The sequence below is a fragment of the Mycobacterium sp. pV006 genome (assembly GCF_041287115.1).
Lineage (GTDB): Bacteria > Actinomycetota > Actinomycetes > Mycobacteriales > Mycobacteriaceae > Mycobacterium.
In genome coordinates this window covers 494734-511084 of record NZ_JBGGKT010000002.1, presented here as the reverse complement: position 1 = coordinate 511084, position 16351 = coordinate 494734, and the positions used below count along the sequence as shown (strand labels likewise).

Below are 16351 nucleotides of genomic sequence, written 5' to 3'. Positions count from 1 at the left end.
ATCTCACTGAATCTCGGGTATTCGGGGGAGGTAGGTAAGCGTGCAGGTGAGGAGTTTCTGATGTCGTCGTCGACGGGTTCGGGATCCGCATTCCCGCCATCGGAGTGGCAGTCCTCCTCGCGCGCCTACACCCGTAGCCAGCTGATGTCGCTCATGCGCGCCGGCGTGATCGCCCTGCTCCTGCTGGGTGTTCTCGCCCTGATCATCTTGTTCTGACCCTCCTCGCGCGGACCGGCCACACGCGTCCGCCCCGCACGGCGAGCACCACCCGGTAGGAGCCGCGCACCGGCACCGGGCCGAAGTGCCGCGAGTCGATCACCCCGGGCTCCGAAGCGTTGTCCGACCGCGCCTCGAAGCGCGCTCCATCGCCGCCGTGGTGCACCGCATCCACCCGCTTGACCAGAAACATCGCGCGTCCACGCGGGTGGGGGAACACCCGCACCTGCCCCGGTTTCGCGTCACCGCACCGCACTGCCAGCAACCCGTCGCCCGGTTGCAGCATCGGCGCCATCGAGTGCTCCACGACCACGAATCGGCGCAGCGGCCAACGTGATCGGAGCCCATGGTGACATCGCACGCCCAAAGGGTAAGTTAGAGCCATGCTGCATCGACTTTTCAACTCCGCCTTTTCCCAAGCGACCCCCGCCCACGCTCACTGCGACTTGTTCTGCGGTGTCTACGATCCCGCGCAGGCGAAGATCGAGGCGCTGTCCTGCCTGAAGACGATCCAGAAGTACCACGACTCCGACGACGAGCACTTCAAGACGCGCGCCATCATCATCAAGGAGCGCCAGGCCGGCGAGGTCAAGCACCACCTCACCGTGCTGTGGGCCGACTTCTTCACCCCGGAGCACTTCGAGCAGTTCCCCAACCTGCATCAGCTGTTCTGGGAGGGCGTCAAGGGCGCCGGCGACATCAAGAAGTCGCTCGACCCCGCCGTCGCCGAGAACGTCATCAAGATCATCGACCAGATCGCCGACATCTTCTGGCAGACCGACAAGGGCAAGCAGATGGGCGTCTACCCGCCGTCCTGACGGCTCCCCCGACACCCACGAACCCGGTTCGAGCGGATCCCCGCCGAGCCGGGTTCGTTGCGTTGGCACTCGACTCCCCTTGCGTGCCAGTGACTTCCTGCCGCATGCTGTGCGAGCGACCCACAGTCGTGTCGGGCATTTGTGTACCCAGGATGCCGGGAGGCGAAGTTGGATCACGGGTCCAGTCGGGCGATCGGGATCGCCCCGTTCCATTCGCGCGGATCACTCAAGGGATTCGTGGTCTCCGGTCGCTGGCCGGACTCCACCAAAGAGTGGGCGCAACTTCTGATGGTCGCGGTCCGCGTGGCATCGCTGCCCGGATTGCTCTCCACCACAACGATATTCGGCGCGCGGGAGGAACTGCCCGATGATCCCGAGCCCGGTACGGTCGGCTTGGTGGTCGCCGAGGGCCCGGTGGTCGGTGAATCCGCCGTGCCGCCCGGCCATTTCGCCGAATCCCAACCGCCGGCGCTGCTGATGCTGCACCCACCGTCGGAGACCACGCCGTCGCTGCCCGAGTGCACCGGCGCCGCATCGGGGTGCGTCCTGCTGCCGGGACTGCCCCACCTCGGGCTGGAACATCGTGCGGCCTGGGTGGAAGCGGAGGCCGACGGGACGGTGACGTCGATGGTCAGTCGGGTGGGCGTCGATCCGATCAGCCATCCCGACACCGCCATCCTGGCGATGTTGCTTGCCGCGTAAGGGCATTCGAAGAGCATCGTTCGAACGCCCGAACATTTTGTTCGGCGACCCGAAATCGCCCCCCGCACTGGCGATCTCACACGGAAGTGGTTAGGGTCGGTCAAGTAAGCGAAGGGGAGTAGCCCCCAATCGTCGAGTCGACATACTGGCGCGAGCCCGGCCGACGAACCACACCTCGTGGTGGGCGAGACCTTCGGCCGATGTCGCGTGGGAGCCCGGCTCCCGCAGGCAGAGTGTCGAAAGGTCTGCATGCTCTCTGCGATTCTCGTCAGCCTCGCGGTCGTCTTCGTCGCCGAACTCGGCGACAAGTCGCAGCTGATCACCATGACCTACTCCCTGCGCCACCGGTGGTGGGTGGTGCTCTCCGGGGTCGGCGTCGCGGCGATGCTCGTGCACGGCCTGTCGGTGGCCATCGGCCACTTCCTGGGGATGACACTGCCGGAACGGCCCATCGCCTTCGCCGCGGCGATCGCGTTCCTGCTCTTCGCGGTGTGGACCTGGCGGGAGGGCCGGCAGTCCGAGGACAGCGAGGACAGCCCGAGTCTCGCCGAGCCCCGTTTCGTCGTCCCGGCGATCATCTCGTCGTTCGTACTCGCCGAACTCGGCGACAAGACGATGCTCGCGACCGTGGCGCTGGCCAGCGACCGGCCCTGGCTCGGCGTCTGGATCGGCGCCACCCTGGGCATGATCGCCGCCGACGGCGTCGCGATCGCCGTCGGCGCGATCCTGCACAAGCGTCTTCCCGACCGCTTCCTGCATGGGCTGGCCAGTGTGCTGTTCCTGCTGTTTGGCCTGTTCATCCTGTTCGACGCGGCGCTCGGGCTGCCCTGGGTGGCCGCGGGGGTCACGTCGGCGGTCGCGATGGCAGCCGCGACAGTGGCAATCGTCACATGTTTGCGTAAGCGTCAAAATTCGTCACGTGGAGCTTCGGGGCCCGAGACCTGCCGATCTGCCACTGGCTACTGACAACGTCGCCGGCGACCTTTTCGCCGGCCGCCCCGCGGGTTTGCCGCCGGACAGGGCGTGTCCCCTGCTCAGAGCCACATTCGAGCCCTGCGCCGCGGGTTCTCTCAGCAAATATTAAGCCGGCTGTTTGTGTCGTTATCTGAGATTGCCGGAGTCCAGATGACCCCACATGCTCGACGGAGGCTGGCAACCGACGCAGCCACCCCTGCCGCGGACCCGTTACTATTTGCCTAGCTGCACCTCGTATCGAGCGTGCGAGGTGCGATCGACGACGTCGTTCACGCAGCAGCGACGTCATCACCGCGTACACCGGAGGAACAATTCCGTCGTTTGCACTTGGTTGTCGACCCAACTGTCGCTACCATAATCAGCAAATACGCCGCCCCTGAATAGCCGCTCGCCTTTTGTGGAGGTCAACCCGATGAGCAACACGTTTGCCGCCCGCCTGAACCGCTTGTTCGACACCGTCTACCCGCCCGGACGTGGCCCGCACACGTCGGCGGAGGTGATCGCGGCGCTCAAGGCCGAAGGGGTCACGATGTCCGCGCCGTATCTCTCCCAGTTGCGCTCAGGCAACCGAACCAACCCGTCCATGGCGACCATGGCCGCGCTTGCCAACTTCTTCCGCATCAAGCCGGCTTACTTCACCGACGACGAGTACTACGAGAAGCTCGACAAGGAACTGACACTGCTGGCCGGAATGCGCGACGAAGGGGTGCGCCGGATTGCCGCACGTACCGTCGGGCTGTCCCCGGAGGCCAAGCAGGACATCGTGGAGAAGGTCGACGAGCTGCGGCGTCGCGAGAATCTCGATTAGCTCGATTCCGCCCCGCTGCGGCAGCGGCGAAGATCAGCCGCGCTGCGGCACCGGCGAAGACGCCCTCGGTGTCTTGCGGTCGCCGCTGCCGCGGGTGAGCTCCCGGTACTGACGGGCGATCTCCAGGATCCATTCGCGATCGGAATAGTCCGGCGGCTGACGAAGCCAGCTCATTCCGGGAAACCCGCGGTGGCCGTCACCGTCGCGGCCCTCGTGGATCCACGCCGCGACGGCGGCGGCCTGCTCTCGCGCGTCGACGTCGGGAACCTGGCCTGCCTGGGCCGGTTTCTCGTCGTCCTCCGACTCGGCCTCCAGCCGGCGCGTCCCGTCGGCGGCGGTGGCTTCCAGGAACAGCGCATCGGAGATCAGCGACATCCGCTCGGCGACCCGAAACACCAGCGGACCGCGGGGTCGCACCCCGATCCCCACGTCAGGGTGGCGTCGTCCCAGCTCCTCGAGCAGCGGCGCGATGACACGCAATTCCCGCCGCGCCCCCAACCAGTCCTCGAGGCTGGGCAGCAGTGAGCCCGCGGCGACGACGAGCATCGCGACCCCCAGCAGCGTCGCCCCGGCCCCCACGCCGACCAACCCGGACGTGCCGACCGCACGCAGCAGGAAGAACGCCAGCGCCAACGCGATCAGCACGATCCCGACCGTGAACACGAACAGAGCCCGCCCGCGCCGCGTCCGGTTGGAGTGCCGCAGACCCGCCCACACCACCAGGCTCAGAGCCATCAGCACATACAGCAGCGGCAGCAACCACGCCCACGACATGCCCTCGGCATTGAGGTTCTGCCGCAGGTACTCCTGCGGGGACATCTCCTGCTGCTGGTCCTCGGACAGGAAGATCAGCATCGCGGCGGCCGCGATGACGGCGGCCACACCGTACTGCGCGATCGCGATCCGCCGCGCGGTCCTCGGGCTGCGGGCGCTCGACACCGTGGTGATCATCACGGCGCTGCCCGCCGCGCATCCGATGAGCGCGACCTGGCTGAACCCCATCGAGATGTTGGGCCGGCCCAGTGTGGTGTCGATGAGCAGGGCCAGAGGCTGCCAGTTCAGTGCCGCCACCGCGCCGAGACTGCCCAATGCCACGATCATCGCGGTGCTGACCAGGGACTGTTTGTTGACCAGCGCCCAGCCGATGCGCAGACCGGTAGCCAACCCGAGCAGACCGGCGATGATCCAGACGATCAACCAAATGCCTCTCCGAGACGCACCTGCACGATCGACGACCGGTCCGACGGCAGGCGTCCCAAGCGGTAGATCAGCAGCGCGGCGAAGTCCTCGGCCTCCTGCTCCTGGTCCTCGCCGGCGGGTCCCATGCAGCCGGTGCGCTGGTTGAGCATGTAGCCGATCAGCTCCGAGGTGGCCACCTCGGTGCTCTCCCGCGCGGCCTGTACCACCGGGATGCCTTCATGGCCGAGCACCAGATGCCCGAGCTCGTGGGCCAGGGTGCGGTCCCACGCCGGTAGTCCCTCCTGGATGAGGAACACGTCGTGGTCGGCGTACTGGCGCCACTGCCCGCACACCCCGGGCGGCAACTCCGCGGTCGTCAGCTCGATCGGACGGCCGCGGTGCTCGCTGACCGCCTCCACGAGGCGCGGCAGCGTGATCTCGCCGTACCGCGGCGCCAGGTTCAGCACCTCGCTGACCGCGCGGGTGACGCGCCGGCTCGCAGGCATCGACCCCCCTCTCTGGGTCCACTATGCGCCGCACACCCGTTGTGGGTGCGCGGTTTCGGTCAGTTGATGAATCGGGCGACCGGACGGACGGCCACCGCCCGACCGGCCTTGGCCTGGCGGTATCCGAGCAGTCCGCCCGCGCCGGTGAGCACCAGGATGCCCGCCAGCCCCGGGAGCGCCACCGCCGCGATCTGCGCCAGGCCGGCACCGCGGAGATAGTCCGCGTACCCGACCCTCGGCGCCGATGACGCCACCCCGGAATTACCCAGGGGCGCCGTCGATTCGGCCGCCCGCGGGCCGGGACTGCGGGCGGGCGGCTCCGGTGGCGCCTGCGGACGCGGCGCGGCAGCCGCGGGTCCGCCGGGACCGGCCGGGCGAGGCGCCACGGCGACCGGCACCATCGGCAACACCGGGACGCTGATCGGAGCGCCGGCCGGGGAAGTCGCGGGCAGACCCACGCCCGGCACGGTGTCCACGACGTCCGGGGCGGGCGGTTCGACCACCGGTGGGGGCACCCGCGGCGGCGCCAGCGGCGACCGGAAGTTCCACTCGGGCGCCTGCACGCTGCCCCAGCCTCCGTCGCCGCCGGGCGACTGCAGCTCGTCCTGTTCGCGGGACGGCAACCCGAACCCACAGTTCTTCTCGCGGCGGTGGCATCGGGGCCGCGGCTCGTCGCGCCGTTGCTCGACGGCACGGGCCGCGGCGCGGTGCTTGCTCACCGAATCCCGGGTCTCGCCATCGGGTACCGGCCGCGGATCGGCGGCCGCGCCGCCGGCGCCCAACCCGGCCATGGTGAACAGCGCGAGCAGAACCGCCGCGACGCGGTGCGCTCCCGAACCCACGACCTCACCGCCCCCTGATGATCGCCAGATGTTGCCCTGGTTGTCGGTCGATTCTCGCACGGCGGGTTTGCTCACGAAAGGCCGTGACGAGGCGCCTCGGGGACGAGCGCTTCCCGCTCGTACGGCGAACGATAATGTTGGCTGCATGCCGCCGCATCCGCGCGGAGGTGCCGACGACCGACGGAGGCTGCAGGGATGGGTCTGTTCACACGCAAGTCCCGTGCTACCCGCAAGGCCGAGGCTCGTGCGATCAAAGCCAAGGCCAAGCTCGAGGCCCGCTTGTCGGCCAAGAACGAGGTCCGCCGGTTCAAGGCTGAGCAGAAGGCGCAGACACGGGCGCTGGCCGCGCAGCTGAAGGCCCAGCGGGACAGCGACCGCACCGCGTTGCGGGTCGCCGAGACCCAGCTGAAGGCCGCCCGGGAGGGCACGTTGCTCTCCCCCGGCCGGATCCGTCGCGTGCTGACGGTGGTGCGCCTGCTGGCCCCGGTGGCGGTACCGCTGGTGTATCGGGCGTCGATCGCCGCGCGCGGGCTCATCGACGAGCGCCGGGCGGACCAGCTCGGTGTGCCCCTGAGCCAACTGGGGCAGTTCTCCGGACACGGCGCCGGGCTGTCGGCGCGCATCGCCGGGGCCGAACAGTCGGTCCGGCTGCTCACCGAGAAGAAGCCGAAGGACGCCGAGACCCGCCAGTTCGTCACCGCGATCACCGATCGGCTCGGGGATCTGGCCGCCGCGGTCGCCGCGGCCGAGAACATGCCGTCGGCCCGCCGCCGGGCCGCCCATGCCGCGATCTCGGAGCAGCTCGACGGGATCGACGCCGACCTGATGGCGCGACTCGGGGTGGCCTGATCGCGGTGCGGATCACGTTCCTGACCAGGTATGCGCTCGCGGTGCTGACCGCGACCCTGCTGATGGCAGGTGCCGGCGTCAACGGCGGTGTCGCCTGGGCACACGCCGCGCTGATCGGCACCGATCCGGCCGCCGACAGTGAGGTCGCCACCGCTCCCGCCACGGTCAGTGCGACGTTCAACGAACCGATGCAGCCGCAGTTCGCGGCGATGACCGTCGTCGGCCCCGACGGGGAGCAGTGGGGCGACGGGGATCCCGTCGTCGACGGGCCGGTGATCAGCGTCGGGGTGCGACCCGGCGCCCCGGCCGGGGACTTCACCGTGAACTACCGGGCCACCTCCGCAGACGGTCACGTGGTCAGCGGTTCCTGGACGTTCCGCGTCACCACCGGTGCGCCCGCTCCGGTGCCGGATCCGACGGAAGCGCCGACCTCTCCGGCGGTGCAGGACGACGCCGAGCAACCCGACGCCGACGCCGGTGCGCCGGTGTGGCCTTTCGTCGCCGGGGCCGTGGTGCTGGTCGCGCTGGCCGGTGTATGGGCGGTTCGGCGCCGACGGTGAACCGGCGTCGCGCGGTAGCCGGCGCGGCACTGCTCTCGTCGCTCTCCTGTGTCCTGGTCTGGGCGCTCGCCTACCCCGACGTCGCGCTGGGCGCCGCCACGGTGCGGGCGATCGCCGGCGGCGCCGCCGTCGTGGCCCTCGGGTTGGCGGCCGTCCCGCTGCTCGACACCGGACGTCACCGCGCCGAACTGCGCCGCGACGCGGCCGGACCGCTGGTCATCACCGCCGCGGTGTGGCTGAGCGCCGAGCTGGTGCGGCTCGTGACGCAAGGCGCCGCGGCCGCCGGGACCGGGGTGTGGACCCTGGGATGGCGCACCGCATACGAGTTCGCCACGGCCACCGCGGCGGGCCGGGTCACGCTGCTGAGCATCGCCGCCGCGGCGCTCGTCGTCGTCGTCGCGGCGCTCGCGCCGCCGACCCCGGCCGCAACCGTGATCACCACCGGTGCGGCCGCGGTCGGGCTGCTCGGACGCCCCTTGAGCGGGCATCTGGCGCATGACGCGGTCGGCAGCCTCGCTGTCGCCGCGCACATTCTGGCCGCGGCCCTGTGGTGTGGCGCCTTGGCCGCGGTGGTGCTGACCGTCACGCATCGGGGCCGGTGGTCGCGGGTGCTGCCGCGCTTCTCCCAGATGTCGTTGTGGTGCGTGCTGACGCTGCTCGTCGCCGGAACCGTCGCCGGCTTCGTCGAATTGGATTCTCCCGGTGCGCTTTTGCACACCGGCTACGGACGCATCCTCACGCTGAAGGTGGTCTGCACCGGCGTGCTGCTGGGCCTGGCGTGGCGGCACCGGACGGTGTGGGTACCGGCGGCCCGCGGGCACCGCAGCCCCGCGGAGCTGTCCCGCAAGCGGGCGCTGACGGAACTGGCCGTGATGTGCGTGGCGCTCGCGGCGGCTGCCGCACTGGCGATCGCAGGGTGAGCCGCCTGGCATGATGGGAACCACTGCCGCGCGCAGACACTCAAAGGAGCAACGACATGGCAGAGCAGCCGGATCGGCCCGAGGAACGGCCTGACGCCGCCACCCCGGCCTCTGATCCGCCGGTCGCGCCGGTGAAGAAGACACCGCCGAAGAAGGCGCCCGCCAAGAAGACGGTGGCGGCGAAGAAGACCCCCGCCAAGAAGGCCGCTCCGCAGAAGGCGGCGGCGAAGAAGGCTCCCGCGAAGAAGGCCAACCCGCAGAAGGCGCCGGTCAAGAAAGCTCCCGCCAAGAAGGTCGCTCCGGACAAGCCGGCGGTTCCCCCGGCTGCGGCGGCCCCGCCACGGGCCGAGGACGCCGTCACCTCGGCAGCCAAAGAGGCTGCTGCACAAGCCAAATCGGCGGTCGCGACCGCCAGTACCGCGGCTTCTGCCCCGCTGAGCGCCCCGGCCCCGCAGTCGTCACGCGTACCGGTGGCCGCGGCCGCGGCGACCGGGCTGCTGGCGCTGCTGTTGGTGCTGCTGGTGGCCCGCCGTGCGGGCAGCCGCGACGCTGACTGAGATACTGGCCCGGTGACCGTGCAACCACGCCCCACCGCCGACCTCGTCGACGAGATCGGACCCGACGTCCGTAGCTGTGACCTGCAGTTTCGTCAATTCGGCGGGCGGACGGAGTTCGCCGGCCGGATCACCACCGTGCGCTGTTTCCAGGACAACGCGCTGCTGAAGTCGGTGCTCTCCGAACCCGGCGACGGCGGCGTGCTGGTGATCGACGGTTCCGGATCGCTGCACACCGCACTGGTCGGCGACGTCATCGCCGAACTCGCCCGCTCCAACGGGTGGGCCGGCCTGATCGTCCACGGCGCGGTCCGGGACGCCGCGACGCTGCGCACCCTCGACATCGGGATCAAAGCGCTGGGCACCAACCCACGCAAGAGCACCAAGACCGGCGCCGGCGAGCGGGACGTCACCGTCGAGTTCGGCGGGGTGGCGTTCGCGCCGGGCGAGGTCGTCCACAGCGACGACGACGGAATCGTCGTCACCTGAGCGGGGTCCGGCTCAGGCGGACGTCGCCATCGGTGCGCGCGCCCGGCTGAACTCGAGTGCCTTGTCGTCGACCTTGCCGCGGCGGATCACCTGGAGGTCCACCAGGTAGTTCTGCTTGAGGCGCCACGGAGCCTTCGACCCGGACTTCGGCAGCCGGTCGAGTGCCCGCTGGATGTAGCCCGAGGTCAGATCCACGAACGGCAACCGCTCGACGTCGGGGCCGGGTTCGCGCGGCGTCACGGTCGTGTAGCCGTGCTCGTCCATGTAACTGAGCAGACGCGACACGTACTCCGAGGTCAGGTCGGCCTTCAGGGTCCACGACGCGTTGGTGTAGCCGAAGGTGAACGCCATGTTGGGGATACCGGAGAGCATCATGCCCTTGTAGGCCACCGACTGCGACAGGTCCACGGGAGCGCCGTTGCGCAGAACCTGCGCGCCGCCGAAGAACTGGACGTTCAAACCCGTTGCGGTGATGATGATGTCGGCTTCGAGCACCTCGCCTGAGGCCAACAGGATGCCCTTCTCGGTGAAGCGCTCGATGCGGTCGGTGACCACCGAGGCCTTGCCCTTGCGGATGGTCTTGAACAGGTCGCCGTTGGGCGCCAGGCACACTCGCTGATCCCACGGCTTGTAGTCCGGGGCGAAGTGGCGGTCGTAGTCGAAGCCTTCGGGCAACCGACGTTCGGCCATGGTGCGCAACGCCTTCCGGAAGACGTCCGGGAACATGCGCGCCGTCTGGTACTGCGCGGTGGCCTGCAGGATCGCCTTCCAGCGCGCTGCGGCGTAACCCAGCTTCTCCGGCAGCAGCTTGTAGGCCCGCGCGGCGAACGGGTCCTTGTCGGGCAGCGACCCCACGTAGGTGGGTGTGCGCTGCAGCATCGTCACATGGCCCGCGCCGGTGTCGGCCAGCGCCGGGATCAGCGTGATCGCGGTGGCGCCGCTGCCGATGACGACGATCTTCTTGCCCTGATAGTCGAGATCCTCCGGCCAGTGCTGCGGGTGGATCACGGTGCCGGCGAAGTCCTCGACACCGGCGAACTCCGGCGAGTAGCCCTCGTCGTAGTTGTAGTAGCCGCTGCACGCCCACAGGAACGCGGCGTGGATCTCGACCTGCGCGCCGTCACGCTCGACGACGAGTTCCCAACGTTGATCTTCGTCGGACCAGTTCGCCGACAGCACCCGGTGGCCGTAGCGGATGTGCTTGTCGATCCCGTTCTCGACCGCGGCTTCGTTGAGGTAGTTCCAGATCGAGGGGCCGTCGGCGATGGACTGATCGGTGGCCCACGGTTTGAAGTGGAATCCGAGTGTGTACATGTCGGAATCCGAGCGGATACCGGGGTACTTGAACAGATCCCAGGTGCCGCCCAGCGTGTCGCGGCGCTCCAGGATCGCATAGCTCTTGTTCGGGCAGGCCTTCTGCAGGTGCCACGCGGCACTGATACCGGAGATCCCCGCTCCGACGATGAGGACGTCGACAAACTCGGTCATGGCGTCAAGTTATCAACGCAACGTCGATCTGGTCAACACTGTGTTGAGAAATTCAACATGCTGTAAAGTCACGTCTCGTGACGATCACGAGGAACGGACGCTCGACGCGCGGCCGGCGCGGCACCCGTCCGTCGGGGGACGATCGCGAGGTCGCCATCCTGGAGACCGCCGAACGGCTCCTGGAACAACGCCCCCTGGCCGAGATCTCCGTCGACGACCTGGCCAAGGGCGCGGGCATCTCGCGGCCGACCTTCTACTTCTACTTCCCGTCCAAGGACGCGGTGCTGCTCACGCTGCTCGAGCGCGTCATCGCCGAGGCCGACGTGGCGCTCGACGAGTTGATCCGCAACCCGCCGCGGGAGCGCAACGAGTTCTGGCGTGCGGGCATCGACGTGTTCTACTCCACCTTCCGGGCCCACCGCGCCCTGGTCGGGCCCGCGGCCGCCGCGCGCTACACCAACCCCGAGGTGCGCGAGCTGTGGTCGGCGTTCATGCAACGCTCGATCGACCACACCACCAACGTCATCGCCGCGCTGCGCGAGCGCGGCGACCTGCCCGACAACATGCCGGCCCACGAGCTCTCGACCTCGTTGAACCTGCTCAACGAGGCGGTGATGACCGCGTCCTTCGCCGGACAACGGCCTGCGGTCCCCGACGAGCGCGTCCTCGACAACCTGGTCCACATCTGGATGAACGCGGTCTACGGCGACGCCCCCTGAGTTGTCGGCCACCGATGCGAACATGTGTTCGTGTCATCTACCGGCGAGGCCGACATCCTGCACGCCGACCTCGACTCGTTCTATGCATCGGTGGAGCAGCGCGACGACCCCTCGCTGCGGGGGCGCCCGGTGATCGTCGGCGGCGGGGTGGTCCTGGCCGCCAGCTACGAGGCCAAGGCGTTCGGTGTGCGCACCGCGATGGGCGGACGGCAGGCCCGCGCGCTGTGCCCGCAGGCGGTCGTCGTGCCGCCGCGCATGGCGGCCTATTCACAGGCCAGCGCCGCGGTGTTCGACGTCTTCGCCGACACCACCCCGCTGGTGGAACCGCTGTCGGTGGACGAGGCGTTTCTCGACGTCGGCGGTCTGCGCCGCGTCGCCGGTACCCCGGTCCAGATCGGGGCGCGGCTACGGGAACAGGTGCGTGAGCGCGTCGGGTTGCCCATCACGGTCGGCATCGCCCGCACCAAGTTCCTCGCCAAGGTCGCCAGCCAGCAGGCCAAACCCGATGGACTTCTGCTGGTGCCGCCCGACCGTGAGCTCGCGTTCCTGCATCCCCTGCCCGTGCGCGCGCTGTGGGGTGTGGGCGCCAAGACCGCCGACAAACTGCGGGCCCATGGCATCGAGACCGTGGCCGACGTCGCCGACCTGAACGAGACCACGTTGGCGTCCCTGGTCGGCGGCGCGATGGGCCGCCAGGTCTACGCGTTGGCACACCACAACGACCGCCGCCGTGTCGTCACCGGGCACCGCCGACGCTCCGTCGGGGCGCAACGCGCGCTCGGCCGCACGGGCAATCACCTGTCCGCGGTCGAACTCGACGCCGTCGTGGTCAACCTCGTCGACCGGATCGCGCGGCGCATGCGCGCGGCGGGCCGGACCGGCCGGACCGTCGTGCTGCGCATGCGCTTTGACGACTACGGCCGGGCGACCCGCTCACACACCATGCCGCGGGCCACCGCATCCACCGATGTCATCCTCGCCGCGGCGCGGCAGCTGGTGGTCTCCGCGCAACCGCTGATCGCCGAGCGTGGGCTGACGCTGATCGGCTTCAGTGTCGGCAACATCGACCGGGCCGGCGCGGCACAGCTGGAATTGCCGTTCGGAGCTGCCGAACGCACCGAGATCGACCTGACCGTCGATGCGATTCGCGGGCGCTACGGCAACACCGCGCTGACCCGCGGCGTGCTGGTCGGGCGCGACCCGGGGCTGGAGATGCCGATGCTCCCCGACTGATTCACGACCCAGACTGATTCACGACGACGTCCAGGCCAGCAGGTCCTCGGCCGGCCACGTGTTGACGATCCGTTCGGCGGGCAGTCCCGCGTCGAGCGCGCGCTGGGCGCCGTAACCGAGGAAGTCGAGCTGGCCGGGTGCATGCGAATCGGTGTCGATGGCGAAGACGCAACCGATGTCGCGGGCCAGGTTCAGCAGCCGCGTCGGGGGATCGCGCCGCTCGGGCCGGGAGTTGATCTCCACCGCGGTGCCGCTGTCCCGGCAGGCGGTGAACACCTTCTCCGCGTCGAACTTCGACTCCGGCCGCATGCCGCGACCCCCGGTGACCAGCCGGCCGGTGCAGTGGCCGAGCACATCGGTGTGCGGATTGGTCACCGCCTTGATCATGCGGCGCGTCATCGCCGGCTCGTCCATCGCGAGCTTGGAGTGCACGCTGGCGACCACCACGTCGAGACGTTCGAGCAGTTCGGGTTCCTGGTCCAGGGAGCCGTCCTCGAGGATGTCGACCTCGATGCCGGTGAGGATGCGCATCGGCGCGACGGTCTCCCGGATCTCGTCGATGACATCGAGTTGCTCGCGCAGACGCTCCGCGGAGAGCCCGTTGGCGATCTTCAGGCGCGGCGAGTGATCGGTCAGCGCGCAGTATTCGTGGCCGAGGTCTCGGGCCGCCAGCATCATCTCCTCGATCGGCGCCGACCCGTCGGACCAGTTCGAGTGCACGTGCAGATCTCCGCGCAGCGCGGTGCGCAACTCGCCGCCGCCGAGGTCCTGCGCAGACTCCCGCAACTCGACCAGCACGTCGGGCTCCTGGCCCGCCCACGCCTGGGCGATCACCTTGGCGGTCTTGGGCCCGATCCTGGGCAGGGACTGCCAACTGTTCGCCGTCCCGTGGCGCTCGCGTTGTTCCTCGGTCAGCGCCGCGACGACGTCGGCGGCGTTGCGGTAGGCCATCACCCGGCGCGGGTCCTCGCGTGCGCGGTCCTTGTAGTAGGCGATCTGGCGCAGCGCGGTGACCGGGTCCATGTCTCCAGTGTGCCGCTGTCACGTTCGACACATCGACGAGCGGAGACCGCGACGTCCGATTACAGTGGATTGAAGACTTGATCAATCCATAAAACCACTAGGTGAATGATGCCCGACGACCTGCGCGCGGACCGACCGCTCTACGAGATCAAGGCCAACCTCTTCAAAGCACTGGCCCACCCGGCACGCATCCGCGTCCTGGAGATCCTGTCCAGTTCACGGCCCACCCCGGTCAGCGAGATCCTGGCGCGCACCGACCTCGAGGCGACGCTGCTGTCCCAGCATCTCGGCGTACTCAAGCGGCACCGGGTCGTCACCGCCGAGCGCGTCGGCAATGCCGTCTTCTACACGTTGGCCCACCCGAAGATCGCCGAGCTGCTCGTCATCGCCCGGTCGTTTCTGGCCGACACCCTGGCCGCCCAACGGGACCAGCTCGACGCACTGGACAGCCTGCCGCCGCTGACTGAGCCGTCGTGAGCACCGCAGGTCTGCGTCGCCACCTGCCCGAACGCACCGACTGGGTCCCGGCGCGCACAACCTGGCGACGCGACGTCCTGGCCGGCATCACCGTCGGTGTCGTGGCCCTGCCGCTGGCCCTGGCGTTCGGGATCAGTTCCGGGGTCGGCGCCGCCGCCGGGTTGGTGACCGCGGTGGTGGCCGGCCTGGTCGCCGCGGTGTTCGGCGGCTCCAACGTGCAGGTGTCCGGACCGACCGGCGCGATGGCAGTGGTGCTGGCGCCGATCGTCGCGCAACACGGACTCGGCAGCATCGCGCTGGTGACCGTGCTCGGCGGTCTGATCGTGCTCGCCGCCGGAGCGAGCCGCCTCGGGCGCGCCGTGACCTTCATCCCGTGGCCGGTCATCGAGGGTTTCACGCTCGGCATCGCCACGATCATCTTCCTGCAGCAGGTGCCCGCGGCGCTGGGGACCGGCACGCCGGCGGGCGAGCGGACGCTCACCGCGGCGTGGCAGGCGCTGCGCGCCGCCGACTGGACGGCAGCGGTCTGGACGCTGACCTTGGTGGCTGTCGTCATGGTGCTGATGGTCGGCCTGCCCCGGCTGCACCGCGGGATCCCCGCGTCGCTGACGGCGGTCATCGTGGCGACGCTGGTGGTGGTCGTGTTCGACATCCCGGTCGCGGCCATCGGCGAGTTGCCCGCGTCGCTGCCGGCACCCGTGCTGCCGCACGCCGACCTGGATGCGATGCGCGACCTGGCCGGCGCCGCGCTGGCCGTCGCGGCGCTGGCCGCGATCGAGTCGCTGCTCTCGGCACGTGTGGCGGCCACCATGGCCGCCACCGGACGGTACGACCCGGATCGCGAGCTCGTCGGGCAGGGTCTGGCCTCGGTGGCCTCCGGGCTGTTCGGGGGGATGCCGGCCACCGGCGCCATCGCGCGTACCGCGGTCAACGTCCGCTCGGGTGCGCGCACCCGCCTGGCCGCCGTCGTGCACAGCCTGGTCCTGCTCGCCGTGGTCTACCTGGCCACCGGTCCGGTGTCGGCCATTCCGCTGGCCGCGCTGGCCGGCGTGCTGATGGTCACCGCGTTTCGCATGGTGTCGGCCTCCACGATGCGAAAGATCCTGTTCTCCACCCGATCCGATGCGTTGACCTTCACGTTGACCGCCGTGGTCACCGTCTGCTTCGACCTGATCGAGGCCATTCAGATCGGTGTCGTGGTCGCCGCGTTCTTCGCGCTGCGGGCAGTGTCGCGGCGCAGCAGCGTCACCCGGGAAGAACTGCCGGGGCCGCCGCAACCCGGTGACGACCAGATCGCGCTGCTGCGCGTGGACGGCGCGATGTTCTTCGGTGCCGCCGAGCGCATCTCATCGGCGATCATCGACGACGGCCATCCGCAGACCTCGGTGGTCATCATCCGCCTGTCCCAGCTCGGCATGCTCGATGCGACCGGGGCGAACACCTTGGCCGAGATCTGCACCGAACTCGAATCCCGGGGAATCACGGTGCTGATCAAGGGGGTGCGACCGGAGCACCGCGACCTGCTGGACCGCGTCGGGGTGTTCGAGACGCTGCGACACCGCAACCACCTGGTGGACTCGCTCGACGACGCCATCGCCCATGCCCGCACACACGTGGGCTCCGCCCCTGGCGCTCCCGGCAGGGTCACGAATCGATAACAGATGGGCAAACGCCCTCTCAGTTGCCGCCGAACCGGCTGCGTGGACCTCTGCGGGGTTCGCTAGACGCCGTACCGCAGGAGTTCGTCGGCGGTGATCAGACGCTCCGCCTTGGCCGGGAACTCCCGGCTCTTCACGGGATGGCGAAGCAATGACCAGGCGATTCGACCCACACGCGTCCGAGTTATCGGGTTGACATACACGGCGTTCACCCCTGCGACTACCGAATTGCTGAACCGTGGGCCACCTTACCGCAGCCCTCTTGGCAAGTCATTAGACACCGCATGGCTGGCAAACGGTTCACGCCACGCCGTCAAATGTGGCTCAAGTTACAA

Annotated in this window: 20 protein-coding genes; 14 read left to right on the top strand and 6 right to left on the bottom strand. The window is 69.3% G+C overall.

Annotated features, from left to right (window positions below):
* Positions 1-60: 60 nt before the first annotated feature.
* Positions 61-216, top strand: coding sequence for a hypothetical protein (locus tag ACAG25_RS05790; RefSeq protein ID WP_370487339.1), 156 nt, complete (start codon positions 61-63; stop codon positions 214-216).
* Here ACAG25_RS05790 and ACAG25_RS05785 read toward each other — a convergent pair.
* Positions 203-577, bottom strand: a complete 375-nt coding sequence (locus ACAG25_RS05785; RefSeq protein ID WP_370487338.1) for a S26 family signal peptidase — start codon at positions 575-577, stop codon at positions 203-205. The two genes, ACAG25_RS05790 and ACAG25_RS05785, sit on opposite strands and share 14 nt — an antisense overlap.
* 22 nt (positions 578-599) lie before the next feature.
* On the opposite strand from ACAG25_RS05785, the gene sodN reads away from it, so the two are divergent.
* The 4 genes from sodN to ACAG25_RS05765 all read left to right on the top strand — a co-directional run bounded on the left by sodN (position 600) and on the right by ACAG25_RS05765 (position 3519).
* Positions 600-1034 carry a superoxide dismutase, Ni gene (sodN, locus tag ACAG25_RS05780; protein WP_370487337.1) on the top strand — a complete coding sequence of 145 codons (435 nt, stop codon included), beginning with the start codon at positions 600-602 and terminating at the stop codon, positions 1032-1034.
* A 168-nt stretch (positions 1035-1202) separates the two neighbouring features.
* Complete coding sequence (locus tag ACAG25_RS05775; protein WP_370487336.1) at positions 1203-1736, top strand: peptidase; 534 nt, start codon at positions 1203-1205, stop codon at positions 1734-1736.
* Positions 1737-1985: 249 nt separating this feature from the next.
* Positions 1986-2702 carry a TMEM165/GDT1 family protein gene (locus tag ACAG25_RS05770; RefSeq protein ID WP_370487335.1) on the top strand — a complete coding sequence of 239 codons (717 nt, stop codon included), beginning with the start codon at positions 1986-1988 and terminating at the stop codon, positions 2700-2702.
* A 421-nt stretch (positions 2703-3123) separates the two neighbouring features.
* Positions 3124-3519 (top strand): transcriptional regulator, encoded by a 396-nt coding sequence (locus tag ACAG25_RS05765; protein ID WP_370487334.1) that lies wholly within the window; start codon positions 3124-3126, stop codon positions 3517-3519.
* 33 nt (positions 3520-3552) lie between these two features.
* On the opposite strand, the gene ACAG25_RS05760 is transcribed toward ACAG25_RS05765, so the two are convergent.
* Genes ACAG25_RS05760 through ACAG25_RS05750 form a run of 3 tightly spaced genes read right to left on the bottom strand, consistent with a single transcriptional unit; the run spans position 3553 to position 6046 of the window.
* On the bottom strand, positions 3553-4716 hold the full coding sequence (locus tag ACAG25_RS05760) for a hypothetical protein (protein ID WP_370487333.1): 1164 nt from the start codon (positions 4714-4716) through the stop codon (positions 3553-3555).
* Positions 4713-5204, bottom strand: coding sequence for an ImmA/IrrE family metallo-endopeptidase (locus tag ACAG25_RS05755; protein WP_370487332.1), 492 nt, complete (start codon positions 5202-5204; stop codon positions 4713-4715). The genes ACAG25_RS05760 and ACAG25_RS05755 overlap by 4 nt, the downstream gene beginning before the upstream one ends.
* A gap of 59 nt (positions 5205-5263) precedes the next feature.
* Positions 5264-6046 (bottom strand): hypothetical protein, encoded by a 783-nt coding sequence (locus ACAG25_RS05750; RefSeq protein ID WP_370487331.1) that lies wholly within the window; start codon positions 6044-6046, stop codon positions 5264-5266.
* Positions 6047-6241: 195 nt separating this feature from the next.
* Between ACAG25_RS05750 and ACAG25_RS05745 the strand changes: the two genes are divergently transcribed.
* Genes ACAG25_RS05745 through rraA form a run of 5 tightly spaced genes read left to right on the top strand, consistent with a single transcriptional unit; the run spans position 6242 to position 9418 of the window.
* Positions 6242-6895, top strand: a complete 654-nt coding sequence (locus tag ACAG25_RS05745; RefSeq protein ID WP_370487330.1) for a DUF6474 family protein — start codon at positions 6242-6244, stop codon at positions 6893-6895.
* A gap of 11 nt (positions 6896-6906) precedes the next feature.
* A complete protein-coding gene (locus ACAG25_RS05740) occupies positions 6907-7455 on the top strand; it encodes a copper resistance protein CopC (RefSeq protein WP_370487416.1) in 549 nt (182 codons plus the stop codon).
* On the top strand, positions 7431-8375 hold the full coding sequence (locus ACAG25_RS05735) for a CopD family protein (protein ID WP_370487329.1): 945 nt from the start codon (positions 7431-7433) through the stop codon (positions 8373-8375). The genes ACAG25_RS05740 and ACAG25_RS05735 overlap by 25 nt, the downstream gene beginning before the upstream one ends.
* A 56-nt stretch (positions 8376-8431) precedes the next feature.
* Positions 8432-8932, top strand: coding sequence for a hypothetical protein (locus ACAG25_RS05730; protein ID WP_370487328.1), 501 nt, complete (start codon positions 8432-8434; stop codon positions 8930-8932).
* Positions 8933-8944: 12 nt separating this feature from the next.
* The gene (gene rraA, locus ACAG25_RS05725; protein ID WP_370487327.1) at positions 8945-9418 is read left to right on the top strand and encodes a ribonuclease E activity regulator RraA; all 474 of its coding nucleotides are present in this window, start codon (positions 8945-8947) and stop codon (positions 9416-9418) included.
* Between the two features lie 12 nt (positions 9419-9430).
* Here rraA and ACAG25_RS05720 read toward each other — a convergent pair whose 3' ends face one another.
* A complete protein-coding gene (locus ACAG25_RS05720) occupies positions 9431-10906 on the bottom strand; it encodes a flavin-containing monooxygenase (protein ID WP_370487326.1) in 1476 nt (491 codons plus the stop codon).
* A 77-nt stretch (positions 10907-10983) separates the two neighbouring features.
* On the opposite strand from ACAG25_RS05720, the gene ACAG25_RS05715 reads away from it, so the two are divergent.
* On the top strand, positions 10984-11625 hold the full coding sequence (locus ACAG25_RS05715) for a TetR/AcrR family transcriptional regulator (protein WP_370487325.1): 642 nt from the start codon (positions 10984-10986) through the stop codon (positions 11623-11625).
* A gap of 24 nt (positions 11626-11649) precedes the next feature.
* Positions 11650-12858, top strand: a complete 1209-nt coding sequence (gene dinB / locus ACAG25_RS05710) for a DNA polymerase IV (protein WP_370487324.1) — start codon at positions 11650-11652, stop codon at positions 12856-12858.
* Positions 12859-12876: 18 nt separating this feature from the next.
* On the opposite strand, the gene ACAG25_RS05705 is transcribed toward dinB, so the two are convergent.
* The gene (locus ACAG25_RS05705; RefSeq protein WP_370487323.1) at positions 12877-13881 is read right to left on the bottom strand and encodes a PHP domain-containing protein; all 1005 of its coding nucleotides are present in this window, start codon (positions 13879-13881) and stop codon (positions 12877-12879) included.
* A gap of 108 nt (positions 13882-13989) precedes the next feature.
* On the opposite strand from ACAG25_RS05705, the gene ACAG25_RS05700 reads away from it, so the two are divergent.
* A complete protein-coding gene (locus tag ACAG25_RS05700) occupies positions 13990-14358 on the top strand; it encodes an ArsR/SmtB family transcription factor (protein WP_370487322.1) in 369 nt (122 codons plus the stop codon).
* Positions 14355-16016 carry a SulP family inorganic anion transporter gene (locus tag ACAG25_RS05695; protein WP_370487321.1) on the top strand — a complete coding sequence of 554 codons (1662 nt, stop codon included), beginning with the start codon at positions 14355-14357 and terminating at the stop codon, positions 16014-16016. The genes ACAG25_RS05700 and ACAG25_RS05695 overlap by 4 nt, the downstream gene beginning before the upstream one ends.
* Positions 16017-16351 lie beyond the last annotated feature (335 nt).

Excerpts from the sequence above, each read along its gene's own strand:
- ACAG25_RS05730 (WP_370487328.1), top strand. The coding sequence starts at position 8,432 with ATGGCAGAGCAGCCGGATCGGCCCGAGGAACGGCCTGACGCCGCCACC.
- sodN (WP_370487337.1), top strand. The coding sequence starts at position 600 with ATGCTGCATCGACTTTTCAACTCCGCCTTTTCCCAAGCGACCCCCGCC.
- ACAG25_RS05770 (WP_370487335.1), top strand. The coding sequence starts at position 1,986 with ATGCTCTCTGCGATTCTCGTCAGCCTCGCGGTCGTCTTCGTCGCCGAA.
- ACAG25_RS05720 (WP_370487326.1), bottom strand. The coding sequence starts at position 10,906 with ATGACCGAGTTTGTCGACGTCCTCATCGTCGGAGCGGGGATCTCCGGT.
- ACAG25_RS05735 (WP_370487329.1), top strand. The coding sequence starts at position 7,431 with ATGGGCGGTTCGGCGCCGACGGTGAACCGGCGTCGCGCGGTAGCCGGC.
- ACAG25_RS05755 (WP_370487332.1), bottom strand. The coding sequence starts at position 5,204 with ATGCCTGCGAGCCGGCGCGTCACCCGCGCGGTCAGCGAGGTGCTGAAC.
- ACAG25_RS05745 (WP_370487330.1), top strand. The coding sequence starts at position 6,242 with ATGGGTCTGTTCACACGCAAGTCCCGTGCTACCCGCAAGGCCGAGGCT.
- ACAG25_RS05700 (WP_370487322.1), top strand. The coding sequence starts at position 13,990 with ATGCCCGACGACCTGCGCGCGGACCGACCGCTCTACGAGATCAAGGCC.
- ACAG25_RS05705 (WP_370487323.1), bottom strand. The coding sequence starts at position 13,881 with ATGGACCCGGTCACCGCGCTGCGCCAGATCGCCTACTACAAGGACCGC.
- ACAG25_RS05790 (WP_370487339.1), top strand. The coding sequence starts at position 61 with ATGTCGTCGTCGACGGGTTCGGGATCCGCATTCCCGCCATCGGAGTGG.
- ACAG25_RS05765 (WP_370487334.1), top strand. The coding sequence starts at position 3,124 with ATGAGCAACACGTTTGCCGCCCGCCTGAACCGCTTGTTCGACACCGTC.